Below are 12,724 nucleotides of genomic sequence, written 5' to 3'. Positions count from 1 at the left end.
CGGCGACTTTAGTCCCGAGAGGGAAACGACCCGGGGGACTTTAGTCCCCGTGAACCCCCTTGCGGGGTTGGAAGGGTATGGTTGCCCCTCCAATGGAGATATTGTGGTCTCCTTTCTCCCTTGCGGGGTAATGTTGGCCTCGACCTGGTTATAAAGGCTTGTTAGACCTGCAACACTGTTTCAGTGACTTTAAAACTGTTTAATTGCAGATGACAGAGCGAAAAACTGGCGTCGCATTCTTCGGTGTCGTGACCTAAATAACGGCTCCTCGCGATCGAGGGGTCTGGTCAGTACAGCTTGCTCGATTTATCTTACAAGCTCAGTCCCTAAAGGGCTGAGTTACTGACAACCTATACTTTCTAATTTGTAGGGCTATATCTCCAACCGTAGCAGGCAATTGGAACTCTTGCCGTCTAACCTCAGATTGAGATCAAGGAGTATTTTGAGCGATCGGCTCGCCGCACTGTCTCGCTTCAACTCAACTTCAAGTATCGTTGATAGTCCAATTGCCAGCATTCGCCCTCCAATTGGAAAATTCTCTGGCGTTAATCAGCTTTCATCTGCGCTTTACTTCTACTATCAAAAATTTGGGCAATTCAAGCCTATTGAGTTAGTTATACCATTTTTTTAATGTGGTGAGAAACTTTCATTAAAAGGTAAAGTAAATAATTACAAAGCCCAATTGTCCTGTATCTCTACCAGATATTTGAAAAATGGTATGACCATAACAAAAATGGTTCGTAGTGTGGACTTTAGTCCGCAATAAGAGCGGACTAAAGTCCACACTACGAACCTTATACCATTTTTTTAAAGTTATGATAGAGTTTTATGAAAAGGTCAAGGAGATAATTACAATGTCCAACGGTCGTTGCTCTCTATTGCATCTTTAGAAAAATGGTATTAGTTGTAGAAATAGCTGACGCAGCAACCGGATTCCAACGATAAAAATACCAACGTTGTAGGTTATTGCGCACGATCGCGATTTGGTGTACGAGTCAATAATTTCCAATCAAAAAACCTCCAGCCTTGCGACTGGAGGCGATGCTCGCGAATATTTTGGTTGCAAATAACTATTTGACGATCGCCCGATCCACTTGTTCGATCGCAATTTCCGAACTTAACTCGGCAACTGGCGAAACTGGCACATCCAGTTCGCCGCCAGGGGCTTCCGGGTGTTCGCGAACGCCTGTAACCGCATCTGCTGGCTCAGCAACACCTGCATCTGCGATCGGCTCGATCGGCTCCTCAAAAACTTCAAAATTATCGCTCATCGCAGCGCAAGCAGCAGAAACGCGCTGGCCGGCGCGATAGCTCATGTAAGCTGCACCCGAGCCCAAAACCCCAGCCAAACCCAGGAAACCGAGAGCTAATATTTTGTTGGATCTCCACGGATTCATGTCATCCGAGCCACCGGAACCTAGAACAGTTGGCGCAGAACTAGATTGAGTTACCCCACCCCCAGATTTCTGGTAGGAACAGGGAAAAGCAGATGCGGCCTCACATAGTGCGATGCTGCTCGCGATCGCGATGGTGGAAGCAATGCCAGCGAACACTTGAAACTTCTTCATGGTGCCAAGCGATTTGGTAAAGGATAATTAAAAAATAAATGGTAACAGCTCTTTACAAATGTATCAACTCGAAGGGCGGCCCCAAATCACAGATCGATCGCAAATCTCAGCGCTCGCCCGATCGCAATTATCATTTCAAATTCCAGTTTTTCAAATTTGAAACCGTTGTGACGCAAGCGTTTAGCTTAAAAAAAAGGTAAAAAAAAAATCAGGCGCTCCCCGCGCGGGCGATCGCGCTCCCATTAGAAAATCTGAAGCCAGACAATAGAAATTTTAATCACAGTGAGGGAAACACTTGATGACAAACTACTTTTAAGGCTACTTTTGAAAAGACTTCGTTATTGGAAAAACTCTTATTTTTATGACAGACAGCGGGAATCAAGGCATTGAGCGAGAGCCTCATAGATTGTTGGTGACGGGCGGAGCTGGATTTATCGGCTCGAATTTTGTGCATCACTGGTGCAGCAGCTATCCGGGCTCGCGAGTAATCGTACTCGACGCTTTAACCTACGCCGGTAACAGACAAACCCTGGCAAGTTTGGAAGGAGGAGAAAATTTTCGGTTTGTCCAAGGGGATATTTGCGATCGTACCCTCGTCGATAGCTTGCTCAAAGAAGAAAACATCAACACAGTCGCCCACTTTGCCGCAGAATCCCACGTTGACAGGTCAATTATCGGGCCCGGCGCCTTCGTTCAAACCAACGTAGTCGGCACCTTCACACTCTTAGAAGCCTTCCGCAAGCATTGGGAAGTCATTGATGACTCGTCTGTCAAAGCCCAAATGCGCTTCCTCCACGTTTCTACCGACGAAGTTTACGGGAGTCTGGGCCCCGACGACCCGGCATTTACCGAAACCACCGCCTACTCGCCCAACAGTCCCTACTCAGCCTCAAAAGCCGGCAGCGACCACCTCGCCCGCGCCTATTTCCACACCTACGGGCTGCCAACAATTATCACCAACTGTTCCAACAATTACGGCCCCTATCACTTCCCCGAAAAGCTGATTCCGTTAATGTGCATCAATATGCTATTGGGCAAACCGCTACCAGTATACGGCGACGGTCAAAACGTCCGAGATTGGCTGTTCGTGCTCGACCACTGCCGCGCCTTAGATGCCGTTATCAACCGCGGTCAGCCCGGGGAAACCTACAATGTTGGCGGCAACAACGAAGTAAAAAATCTCGATTTAGTCAAAATGCTCTGCGAGTTAATGGACGAATTAGCTCCTGAATTGCCAGCACGTCCTTGCGAACAACTGATCTCATTTGTCAAAGACAGAGCCGGGCACGATCGGCGTTACGCTATTAATGCCAACAAAATTAAAACAGAGTTAGGTTGGACTCCCTCAGTCACAGTTGAACAAGGTTTGCGACAAACTGTGGAATGGTACTTAGCCCATCGCGAATGGTGGGAACCCCTGCTTTCGGAGGAATATCAAAATTACTACCGCAAAGTTTACGCTAATTAGTAATTGGTAATTGCTAATTCGGGTGGGCAGCGCGCACCCTACAAACTACTCTGATTTAATTAGCTAGAAGTCAATATCACAAAGATTGACAATTGTCAATCTTTGTGAAGATTTAGTTAACAGTCATCGCCAACGCCTAAATTTAAGTGCTTGTCGCTGATAATTTCAATAGAGTTAGAGTATTAAGCATTTTAAAAGCTTTTAGTAAAAAACAGAAAGCAGCAATGACCGAAATCAACTGGCTCAAACAAGTCCAAGAACCTAAATACTGGCTGTTAGGCATCGGCTCCGGTTTGATTGCCCTCCACCTGACTCTGACTTCCAGAACCAACGACACTGACCTATTTGGCACCATGTTACTGTTTTGGGGAGTCGTAGCATTTCTCATTTGGGAAAGACACGAATCCTTAACCTTTGAAAGCGGAATTTTCGCCAGCTTTTTTGGAGCATCGTTAATTGCTTTCATCTTACTCAAAAGTTCTTCGATACCTAGTGGATACGACTTTTTCATCAGACTTTCGCCATTCTTGACAGGAGTAAGTCTGGCGTTGCTAGCATCCGGCACAAAAGGACTGAAACAATACTGGCAGGAACTGCTAATTCTTGGCTACACAGCTATTCCTCCCGGATTGATTGGAGTATTCGTTGACGTAGCCAAATTAACAGCAAAATTTTCCGCTTTCATCCTGCACTACTTAGGATTTGAAGTGGTGCGGCAAGGAGTATTTCTCATCCTAGAAAAAGGCAGCGTCGAAGTGTATCACGGCTGTTCGGGCGTGAATGCGATTCTACAATTGTTAGGACTAGCCCTGGTTTTCTTGCTGATGTTTCCGACAACTACGGGTCAAAAAATTGTAGTACCAATCCTGGCAATAATTATTGCATTTGTGGTCAATGCCGCGCGAGTTGCTCTCATGGCCGTGCTGGTATCGCTATCTCAACCGCAAGCATTTAAATACTGGCACGAAGGAAATGGTTCGGTAGTCTTTTCGATGATTGCTGTATTCATTTTCGGGTTGTTCTGCTGGTTTGCAATTTTGAAAGACGAACCGAAAAATAAGGAAAAACAAAATTTCTAATGGCTATTACTTATTGGAAACCATTGAGAATTTCCCTGTTGGCTGTTACTTTGGGAGGGGTTTTGTTGGTGACCGGAAAATTAATATTTTATCCCTCCGCACCCAACACAGCGGCAACCAACTTTGACTTTCCCCCGGCGGTGCCTCTAGCAGACTGGAAACAGGAGAAGAGCGCGCCGCTGGCAATTACTGACAATTCCGAGTTCAAAGCTGCCAGGAAATATGAATATCAAAAAAATGGCACGAATCTCGAAATAGAAATGCGCTACGCGGTCAACACCATTGGGGATGTGGAAGCTATGATGAAGGGAAATACTGTTCTCAAGTCATCTCCTGGTAAACTAGCATTAGCTAACACTCCAGGTGGTGGATATCACGGAATTTTGCAACTGCAAAATCGACTGTATTTGAGTTCCTGTATCAACCCTCGCGGCCCTGCTACAGTCACTTCCCAACAGTTTAGATACAATCGAAATACTAGCGATTGGCAGCCGAACCGCATTCTGTTTTGGCTTTTGGGTAGGGGAAACATTCAAGACAGACGCTGTTTGTGGACTCAAATGTCTGTACCTTTGGATAAAACCACTCCAAAAGAGGCCACAAAAATTCTAGAGAATGCTTGGGTTTCTTGGCATGGGTGGTGGCAACCGCGATTTCCCGAACCTTAATTCTAGTCAAAAGAGATTTTTTGGAACCACAATTGTGATTATTTATGAATGACGTACAAGGCGAACAAGGTTTTTCTATTTACAGGCTGCGTTGGATTGGCTACGGTCTATTAATTCTATCTTTATTAGATACGATCGCAGTTTTGATACCACCAAATTTTGGCAATCGCGTCTGGGAATTGCAGACTATTGGCGCTATAGTGGAACGAGTACCAGTTCCTTTGCTAGCAATGGCGCTAATATTTTTTGGCGAAGGATACGATCGCCGAAGTTTTGAAGATTTGTTTTTGAAGGCGTTGTCGTGGATTTCTCTGCTGCTGGCGGTAATTTTTCTGTTGATGATGCCTTTGGGAATTTTTGGCACGATTTACGTCAACAACCAAAACAACAAGCAAATTACTACTCAAGCCAACCAACAATTAGCTCAATTGCAACAGGTGGAAGAACGGCTGAACAAGGGTACTCCTGAAGATTTAAAGAATTTGGCGGGGGAACTTACACGTTTGGGAGTACCAGCGGATACGCAAAACCCGCAGGAATTGAAAAACCAAATTCTTTCGAGAATTACTCCGGCTAAGGAACGGTTGCAGACGCAAAGCGCTGCGGTGCAGTCTAATCAGCGGATGGGGTTATTTAAAAATTCTATTAAGTGGCTGCTGGGCGCGCTGATTTCTAGCGTTTTGTTTTTCACAATCTGGCGCGGTACTGATTGGGCTAGGTAGTGGTTTTGAGTTCTGTTATATGCGGATTGCGTACTCTACGAATTGTGATTTTTTAGTTAGTAGGGTGCGTAATCCGCACCTACAATTTTAATCATTTAGGTGCTGAGCGATCGTATTTTCTAGTTTTTCAGCAATGCCTTCTACCCAGTTTTCGTCTTGTTTTGTGTAGCTGCGGGGGGCGTTGGCACCTAAGATTAAAACGCCTTGGGTGCCAATGGGCTGACAGATGACTCCTTGGGTGTTTTCTGGTAAGTAATCAAATTCAATTTTACCGGGATAAATATTCAGATTTACTAAATAAACTGGTTTGTTTTTGTCTAGGACTCGCTGCAATATTGGCCCTGGTTTGACTTCGGGATTGATGCCTAAGATGCCCCGGCGCAAGAGGACTTTTCCTTGATATACAATGACGATCGCCCTTGTGGCCGTATTTGTCAACAGCAAACGCGACGCCCAGGCTAATTCTAGCTTGACAGCCTCGGGCAAATCCGGCGCTAACTCGAACCCTTCAGAGCCGATAAGCTGCACGGAATCGGGCGATCGCGCTTGCACTTGTTGCCACAGCAAACCTGTTAAAATCAGCAGGGCGCTGATAATTACTCCCAAAACGTCCGATCGAGCTTGAGAGTCTGTAATTTGCGGCGTCAGCAAGCGGTTGACCATCAGCAGCGTACCTGCTAATCCTCCCGCAACTAAGGGCAATTGCCGTAAAACTCTATTTGGATCAGATTTTGTCATTACTCATTGGGAATTGGTCATTGGTCATATCATGCCGATCGATTGACCGCAATCAGTAAGGTTCGTAGCGCGGACTTCAGTCCGCTCTCATGCTGCGGACTGAAGTCCACACTACGAACCGTGACCGCAATCAGTAAGGTTCGTAGCGCGGACTTCAGTCCGCTCTCATGCTGCGGACTGAAGTCCGCACTACGAACCATGTTTGTTATGGTAATTGATCTGAGATGATATCATTGGTCATTTAGGCTGACGCACTTGCTCACCAAGAAACCGGGTTTTTTAACGAGATTGAGGGTTTTAACCAAGTATTTTGCTTAAAAAACCCGGTTTCTGGACACCCGTGCTTAAGTTCTATAAATTAGTAGTTGGTAGTTTAACAACTGCCAACTGTCAACTGTCAACTGCCAACTGCCAACTGTCAACTGTCAACTGCCAACTGTCAACTCTTCGACTTCGCTCAGCGCAAGCTGTCAACCCCTCGACTCCGCGGGCGGGCTCTTCTGTCAACTGTCAACTCTTCGACTCCCCTCGACTTCGCGGGCGGGCAAGTCGCGAGCGCGCAAGCTGTCAACTGTTAACCGACTTCACCAATTTCGACAATTCGCTGGAAGAGATAGCCGGTACCGCGGGCGGTGAGAATTAATTCGGGGTTGCTGGGGTCGTCTTCCAACTTTGCCCTCAGCCGGGAGATGTGAACGTCTACAACGCGGGTATCTACGTGGCGTTCTGGCGTATATCCCCAAACTTCTTGCAAAATTTCCGATCGCGAAAAAGGCTCTCCAGAACGGCTGACAAGCAGTTCTAACAAGCTAAATTCCATGCCCGTGAGCCGAATTCGTTCGTCGCCTTTGTAAACTTGGCGCTTGTTGGTGTCAATCCTAATGTTGGTGACTTGGATGACTCCAGAACTGGGAATGCCGGAAGCGCCGTTTTTGTCAACCCGGCGGAGTACCGAACGGATGCGGGCTTCGAGCTCTTTGGGAGAGAAGGGTTTGACTACGTAATCGTCGGCGCCCAATTCTAAACCGGTGATGCGATCGGCTACGTCTCCCAAAGCGGTTAGCATGATGATGGGTACGTCTGATTCTTTACGCAACTCCTGACAGACGCCGTAACCGTCGAGTTTTGGCATCATCACGTCCAAAACCACTAAGTCGGGTTCGGTGTTGCGAAATGTTTCGAGAGCTTCTTCGCCGTCAGCAGCGGTGACGACATCGTAGCCAATCATGGAAAGGCGAGTCTCCAGAATGCGGCGGATACTGGCTTCGTCATCGACTACCAGAATTTTTTCTTTATGGTTTTCCAAGTTACCGAGCACTCCTTAAGTTACATTTCAGATAATGTTATTTTTTTTTACCCTATCATAGAAGACACAAACTCATTGGCCTGTGGCGATCGGTCTGAAAGCTTGATAATTGCTTTAACTCAGACTTTTTCAAATGTTAAGGTTGACTATTTATCATATCTGTAAACAATGCCTAAGCCTCGAATACAATATATTTGTCGGGAATGCGGGTATGATTCACCACAATATTTTGGCAGGTGTCCTAGCTGTCACAAGTGGGATTCTTTTGACGAGCAGTTAGAACCACATGCTGCTGGTGGGCCGCGGGCTGGTTTGACTGGGGTGACAAGTAAGGGACTGCACGGTTCGCCTCCTGATAAGTCGAAGGGTCAACCAAAGGTATCTTTTAGATTATCGCAGATTTCTGACCAAACTCAGTCTCGCTGGCCTTCTGGTTACGGGGAGCTCGATCGAGTTTTGGGAGGTGGGATTGTTCCGGGCTCGCTGGTGTTGATTGGTGGGGAACCGGGAATCGGGAAATCGACTCTGCTGTTGCAGATGGCGAATATGTTGGCTCGTAAGGATAGAATACTCTATGTGAGTGCGGAGGAGTCTGGCCAGCAAGTGAAATTGCGATCGCAGCGTTTGGGCGTGGCTAATCCGGTTAATTTGTCAAGTAATGGCGGAAAGATATCTGATAGCAATCGGGAAGCTAAAACCGATTCCGAGGACAATTCAGCCGAGAATTTCTACTTGCTTCCAGAGACGGATTTAGAAGTTGTTTTGCGGGAGTTGGAATCACTGAAACCGAATGTGGCGGTGATTGATAGCATTCAAACTATTTATTTTGCTAATTTAACATCGGCTCCGGGTTCGGTGGCTCAGGTGCGGGAATGTACGTCTGCTTTGATGCAGGTTGCGAAACGGGAAAATATTACTTTGTTTTTGGTTGGCCACGTTACTAAGGATGGATCTTTGGCGGGGCCGAGGGTTTTGGAGCATTTGGTAGATACTGTACTGTATTTTGAGGGCGATCGCTTTGCTTCTCATCGGCTTTTGCGATCGATGAAAAACCGTTTTGGCGCGACTCATGAAATCGGTGTTTTTGAGATGGTAGCAAATGGTTTGCGAGAAGTAGATAATCCGTCGGAGTTGTTTTTAGGCAATAAAGATGAATTTTCTCCGGGTACTTCGACGACGGTTGCTTGTGAGGGAACTAGACCGATTTTAGTGGAGATTCAGGCGTTAGTCAGCCCTGCGAGTTTTGGTGCGCCACGCCGTTCTACTACTGGTGTGGATACTGGTAGATTGCAGCAAATTTTGGCTGTTTTGGAGAAAAGGGTGGGGATTCCTTTATCTAAATTGGATGTGATTGTGGCGTCGGTGGGCGGGTTGAAGGTGGAGGAACCGGCGGCAGATTTGGGGGTGGCGATCGCAATTGTGGCCAGTTTTCGCGATCGGGTAATTGATGCGCGCACAGTTTTGCTCGGAGAAGTCGGTTTGGGCGGACAAGTTCGGCCTGTTTCCCAGTTAGAGTTACGGATCAGGGAGGCGGCGAAATTGGGTTTCAAAAGGGCGATTATTCCTAAGAATCAATCGGTGCCAGATTTGGGGATGGAGATTATTCCGGTGGCTAGAGTAATCGATGCAATTATTGCGGCGATTCCAGCTACTCCGGCTCAGTTAAACTCTGATGATATGGAGTTGCCGTCTATTGATTTGGAAGAAGAGGATTTATCGAGTTGAGTTAGAATGGTGATGTATTGACTGTTGACTGTTGACTGTTGACTGTTGACTGTTGACTGTTGACTGTTGACTGTTGACTGTTGACTGTTGACTGTTGACTGTTGACTGTTGACTGTTGACAGATAAATCAAGAGTATGGAGGCAAAAATTATGTATCAAGTAGATATTGTTGAAGCCCAAGAAAAACTTCTGGAATTAATCGAAGCGGCGATGAGAGGTGAAGAAGTTGCGATCGCTAAGGATAACGAGCCTGTTGTAAAATTGGTAGTAATCCCTAAAAAAGCTAAACCCAATCGGCAAGCAGGAAGTGCTAAAGGCATGGTTTGGATGTCCGATGATTTTGATGAACCGCTAGAAGAGTTTAAGGAGTACATGGAATGAGGCTATTGTTGGACACTCATGCCTTTATTTGGTACGCGACAGACAGTTCAAGCCTCAGCATAACAGGGCGATCGCTAATTGACAACGGAGATAACGATATTCTCCTCAGCACAGCTAGCGTTTGGGAAATGGCGATTAAGCACAGCATAAGCCGGCTAAATTTTAGTATGCCTTTTATGGAGTTTATCAAGGAGCAGATCGCAGTTAATAGGATTGAGATACTGGAAATAAGTTTTGACCACATTGAGGTTGTGGCTTCACTTCCTTTACACCACCGCGATCCATTTGACAGGCTGATAATTGCCCAGTCTATGGCGGAACAGATACCCGTTTTGAGCGTGGATGCTATTTTTGATGCTTATGCGATCGCCCGAATGTGGTGAATTAAGTTAGTATAAAAATAAAGGAGCATGGTTTTCAATTAAGGCCTTTGATTTTTTAAATAAAAAAGCTGACTTTCAACCTTGCCAGGAAGCAGGATTAATGAAAAAAAAATACACTATTAACGATTTAACAATTCGTTCTACAAATCGCACAAGTACAGATAATGGCATTACTGCACATACTCACACTGTGTTGTTTGATCGTCCGCTGACAGTTGAAAAGCAGGAACAATTTACACAAATTTTCAAAAGTGTTTGCGAAACTTTTGATTCATCGCTAGGTTTAGATAATAACTTTTTAGCTAAGCCTAATGTGAGATTCACGGCTCCTAATCTGGTACATTACACAGTGAATCAGTGCATTTTGGTAGGTTCCTGGAAGGACGAACTATTTGCTAGGTTAGCTGAATTTAGTCATGAAGTTGCGAGTATTGCTGAACATGACGGAAATCCTATCTTTAGCAAACTAAGAAGTTTAAAGCAACTGCAAGATTGGGCGCATTCACAGATTGACAATAGTGCCCAACCAGCAATTAGACCAGATATTGCAATTACAGTGTTGCAGTTAATTGATGAAGTTGAAAAGTTGCAGAATCAAGTTAAGCAGATAGAAACTCAATCACCAACTGCGTAATGTTGTTAACAAAGCCATAATTTATAATTTTTTGATTCGCCGTTTAGCCGAAATATGAACAAGTCAAAAAGACGCAAAAATCAGTGGTCAAATGAACTAAACGACATCATTCGCGGTGCATCGGGCGGCTTTTTGTTCGGAATTCCGCTGCTTTATACGATGGAGGTTTGGTGGATCGGTTCCTCGACTAAACCAGCACAAATGTCGATCGCCATTGCAACTACTTTTATCGTCGTTTTCTTGCTGACTCGCACTGAAGGCTTTCGCAAAACTAAGGACATCCGCTGGCGAGATGCTGCAATCGATACCGTAGAAGCGATCGCGATTGGCATTGTCTGCGCCGCTGTTATCCTGTTTTTGCTCAGGGAAATTAAGCCGGATACTCCGCTGCAAGAAGCTTTGGGAAAAATTGTGTTTGAAGGCTTGCCCTTTGCTTTGGGAGTGGCCCTAGCCAGCGGTTTCTTGAGTGGCGATCGCTATCAAACCTCAGACAGCGACAGCGAACCGATGATTAATCCAACTGTAGCAGATATCGGCGCTACTTTAATCGGCGCGATGATAATCGCTTTCAACATCGCCCCAACTGACGAAATTCCCATGCTAGCATCAGCTATTTCGCCACCTTGGCAATTAGCAATTATCGCCGCTTCGCTGCTAATTTCCTACGGTATTGTATTCGCCGCCGGCTTTACTTATCAAGCAAAACGCCAGCAGCAGCAAGGAATTTTTCAGAGTCCCCTCAGCGAAACTGTGATGGCGTATTTAGTATCGCTGGTGGCTTCTGCATTTATGCTGTTTTTCTTCCAAAAACTCAGTTTTGATGACCCTTGGTCTGTTTGGTTGAGCTATACGTTAGTATTGGGATTACCTGCGACTGTTGGCGGCGCGGCGGGGAGGTTGGCGGTATGAGTGACAGTAATACGGAAAGTCAGAAGGAACAGCCACAAAAAAGAACTTTTGCTGAATGGGTGACATTTGCGATCGCCTGTTCGATCCTGTCAACCCTCACTGGACTCGTACTCTACAACTGGGTGACTAAAAAGCAGGAACCTCCGGTGATTTCTGTGACTCGCAACGCCCCAATTCGCGCCACCCAAGGGCAATTTTACGTCGCGTTTACAGTTACTAACACGGGCGGCGAAACGGCCCAATCAGTGCAAGTTATAGCCGAGCTGCGCGTCAACGGCGAAGTTTTGGAATCGGGAGACCAGCAAATTGATTTTTTGTCAAGTGGCGAAACTAAAGAAGGAGCTTTTATTTTTAGTCGCAACCCGAGTCAAGGTAAATTGATTGTGCGATCGAGTAGTTATCAATTGCCTTAACAAATATCGGATGATTTCTGCGGACTGAAGTCCTCACTACAAACCCATACAAAAGGTTCGTAGTGAGGACTTTAGTCCTTCTTTATTGCGGACTGAAGTCCTCACTACAAACCCATACAAAAGGTTCGTAGTGAGGACTTTAGTCCTTCTTTATTGCGGACTGAAGTCCTCACTACAAACCCATACAAAAGGTTTGTAGTGAGGACTTTAGTCCTTCTTTATTGCGGACTGAAGTCCTCACTACGAACCCATACAAAAGGTTTGTAGTGAGGACTTTAGTCCTTCTTTATTGCGGACTGAAGTCCTCACTACGAACCCATACAAAAGGTTTGTAGTGAGGACTTTAGTCCTTCTTTATTGCGGACTGAAGTCCTCACTACAAACCCATACAAAAGGTTTGTAGTGAGGACTTTAGTCCTTCTTTATTGCGGACTGAAGTCCTCACTACAAACCCATACAAAAGGTTCGTAGTGAGGACTTTAGTCCTTCTTTATTGCGGACTGAAGTCCTCACTACGAACCCATACAAAAGGTTTGTAGTGAGGACTTTAGTCCTTCTTTATTGCGGACTGAAGTCCTCACTACAAACCCATACAAAAGGTTTGTAGTGAGGACTTTAGTCCTTCTTTATTGCGGACTGAAGTCCTCACTACAAACCCATACAAAAGGTTCGTAGTGAGGACTTTAGTCCTTCTTTATTGCGGACTGAAGTCCTCACTACAAACCCATAC

13 protein-coding genes are annotated in these 12,724 nt (G+C 45.7%); 10 read left to right on the top strand and 3 right to left on the bottom strand.

Annotated features, from left to right (window positions below; genetic code table 11):
* Positions 1 to 1,070 precede the first annotated feature (1,070 nt).
* On the bottom strand, positions 1,071 to 1,568 hold the full coding sequence (locus tag QZW47_RS03800; RefSeq protein ID WP_293124122.1) for a hypothetical protein: 498 nt from the start codon (positions 1,566 to 1,568) through the stop codon (positions 1,071 to 1,073).
* A 361-nt stretch (positions 1,569 to 1,929) separates the two neighbouring features.
* On the opposite strand from QZW47_RS03800, the gene rfbB reads away from it, so the two are divergent.
* The 4 genes from rfbB (at position 1,930) to QZW47_RS03780 (ending at position 5,505) form a co-directional block, all read left to right on the top strand.
* Positions 1,930 to 3,036, top strand: a complete 1,107-nt coding sequence (rfbB, locus tag QZW47_RS03795; protein WP_293124120.1) for a dTDP-glucose 4,6-dehydratase — start codon at positions 1,930 to 1,932, stop codon at positions 3,034 to 3,036.
* A 224-nt stretch (positions 3,037 to 3,260) separates the two neighbouring features.
* Positions 3,261 to 4,115 (top strand): cyanoexosortase A, encoded by an 855-nt coding sequence (gene crtA, locus QZW47_RS03790; protein WP_293124118.1) that lies wholly within the window; start codon positions 3,261 to 3,263, stop codon positions 4,113 to 4,115.
* Positions 4,115 to 4,783 carry a cyanoexosortase A system-associated protein gene (locus QZW47_RS03785; protein ID WP_293124116.1) on the top strand — a complete coding sequence of 223 codons (669 nt, stop codon included), beginning with the start codon at positions 4,115 to 4,117 and terminating at the stop codon, positions 4,781 to 4,783. The genes crtA and QZW47_RS03785 overlap by 1 nt, the downstream gene beginning before the upstream one ends.
* Positions 4,784 to 4,827: 44 nt before the next feature.
* A complete protein-coding gene (locus tag QZW47_RS03780) occupies positions 4,828 to 5,505 on the top strand; it encodes an HpsJ family protein (RefSeq protein WP_293124114.1) in 678 nt (225 codons plus the stop codon).
* Between the two features lie 87 nt (positions 5,506 to 5,592).
* On the opposite strand, the gene QZW47_RS03775 is transcribed toward QZW47_RS03780, so the two are convergent.
* Together QZW47_RS03775 and rpaB are read right to left on the bottom strand one after the other, a co-directional pair.
* Positions 5,593 to 6,243 carry a cofactor assembly of complex C subunit B gene (locus tag QZW47_RS03775; RefSeq protein WP_293124112.1) on the bottom strand — a complete coding sequence of 217 codons (651 nt, stop codon included), beginning with the start codon at positions 6,241 to 6,243 and terminating at the stop codon, positions 5,593 to 5,595.
* Positions 6,244 to 6,817: 574 nt separating this feature from the next.
* Positions 6,818 to 7,549, bottom strand: a complete 732-nt coding sequence (gene rpaB, locus QZW47_RS03770; protein ID WP_293124110.1) for a response regulator transcription factor RpaB — start codon at positions 7,547 to 7,549, stop codon at positions 6,818 to 6,820.
* 168 nt (positions 7,550 to 7,717) lie between these two features.
* Between rpaB and radA the strand changes: the two genes are divergently transcribed.
* The 6 genes from radA to QZW47_RS03740 all read left to right on the top strand — a co-directional run bounded on the left by radA (position 7,718) and on the right by QZW47_RS03740 (position 11,994).
* Positions 7,718 to 9,274, top strand: a complete 1,557-nt coding sequence (radA, locus tag QZW47_RS03765; protein WP_293124108.1) for a DNA repair protein RadA — start codon at positions 7,718 to 7,720, stop codon at positions 9,272 to 9,274.
* Positions 9,275 to 9,409: 135 nt separating this feature from the next.
* Positions 9,410 to 9,655 carry a DUF2281 domain-containing protein gene (locus tag QZW47_RS03760; RefSeq protein ID WP_293124106.1) on the top strand — a complete coding sequence of 82 codons (246 nt, stop codon included), beginning with the start codon at positions 9,410 to 9,412 and terminating at the stop codon, positions 9,653 to 9,655.
* The gene (locus tag QZW47_RS03755) at positions 9,652 to 10,038 is read left to right on the top strand and encodes a type II toxin-antitoxin system VapC family toxin (protein ID WP_293124104.1); all 387 of its coding nucleotides are present in this window, start codon (positions 9,652 to 9,654) and stop codon (positions 10,036 to 10,038) included. Before QZW47_RS03760 ends, QZW47_RS03755 begins: the two co-directional genes overlap by 4 nt.
* A 100-nt stretch (positions 10,039 to 10,138) precedes the next feature.
* Positions 10,139 to 10,672 carry a hypothetical protein gene (locus tag QZW47_RS03750; protein ID WP_293124102.1) on the top strand — a complete coding sequence of 178 codons (534 nt, stop codon included), beginning with the start codon at positions 10,139 to 10,141 and terminating at the stop codon, positions 10,670 to 10,672.
* A 54-nt stretch (positions 10,673 to 10,726) separates the two neighbouring features.
* Complete coding sequence (locus QZW47_RS03745; protein WP_293124100.1) at positions 10,727 to 11,581, top strand: TIGR02587 family membrane protein; 855 nt, start codon at positions 10,727 to 10,729, stop codon at positions 11,579 to 11,581.
* Positions 11,578 to 11,994: a TIGR02588 family protein gene (locus tag QZW47_RS03740; protein ID WP_293124098.1), complete on the top strand. Its 417-nt coding sequence runs from the start codon at positions 11,578 to 11,580 to the stop codon at positions 11,992 to 11,994. The genes QZW47_RS03745 and QZW47_RS03740 overlap by 4 nt, the downstream gene beginning before the upstream one ends.
* Positions 11,995 to 12,724: the final 730 nt, after the last annotated feature.

The sequence above is a fragment of the Microcoleus sp. bin38.metabat.b11b12b14.051 genome (assembly GCF_013299165.1).
In the GTDB taxonomy this organism is placed as follows: Bacteria; Cyanobacteriota; Cyanobacteriia; order Cyanobacteriales; family Microcoleaceae; genus Microcoleus.
This window is presented reverse-complemented; position numbering and strand designations above follow the sequence as displayed.

Excerpts from the sequence above, each read along its gene's own strand:
- crtA (WP_293124118.1), top strand. The coding sequence starts at position 3,261 with ATGACCGAAATCAACTGGCTCAAACAAGTCCAAGAACCTAAATACTGG.
- QZW47_RS03760 (WP_293124106.1), top strand. The coding sequence starts at position 9,410 with ATGGAGGCAAAAATTATGTATCAAGTAGATATTGTTGAAGCCCAAGAA.
- QZW47_RS03800 (WP_293124122.1), bottom strand. The coding sequence starts at position 1,568 with ATGAAGAAGTTTCAAGTGTTCGCTGGCATTGCTTCCACCATCGCGATC.
- QZW47_RS03740 (WP_293124098.1), top strand. The coding sequence starts at position 11,578 with ATGAGTGACAGTAATACGGAAAGTCAGAAGGAACAGCCACAAAAAAGA.
- QZW47_RS03750 (WP_293124102.1), top strand. The coding sequence starts at position 10,139 with ATGAAAAAAAAATACACTATTAACGATTTAACAATTCGTTCTACAAAT.
- radA (WP_293124108.1), top strand. The coding sequence starts at position 7,718 with ATGCCTAAGCCTCGAATACAATATATTTGTCGGGAATGCGGGTATGAT.
- rfbB (WP_293124120.1), top strand. The coding sequence starts at position 1,930 with ATGACAGACAGCGGGAATCAAGGCATTGAGCGAGAGCCTCATAGATTG.
- QZW47_RS03785 (WP_293124116.1), top strand. The coding sequence starts at position 4,115 with ATGGCTATTACTTATTGGAAACCATTGAGAATTTCCCTGTTGGCTGTT.
- QZW47_RS03755 (WP_293124104.1), top strand. The coding sequence starts at position 9,652 with ATGAGGCTATTGTTGGACACTCATGCCTTTATTTGGTACGCGACAGAC.
- QZW47_RS03780 (WP_293124114.1), top strand. The coding sequence starts at position 4,828 with ATGAATGACGTACAAGGCGAACAAGGTTTTTCTATTTACAGGCTGCGT.
- QZW47_RS03775 (WP_293124112.1), bottom strand. The coding sequence starts at position 6,243 with ATGACAAAATCTGATCCAAATAGAGTTTTACGGCAATTGCCCTTAGTT.
- QZW47_RS03745 (WP_293124100.1), top strand. The coding sequence starts at position 10,727 with ATGAACAAGTCAAAAAGACGCAAAAATCAGTGGTCAAATGAACTAAAC.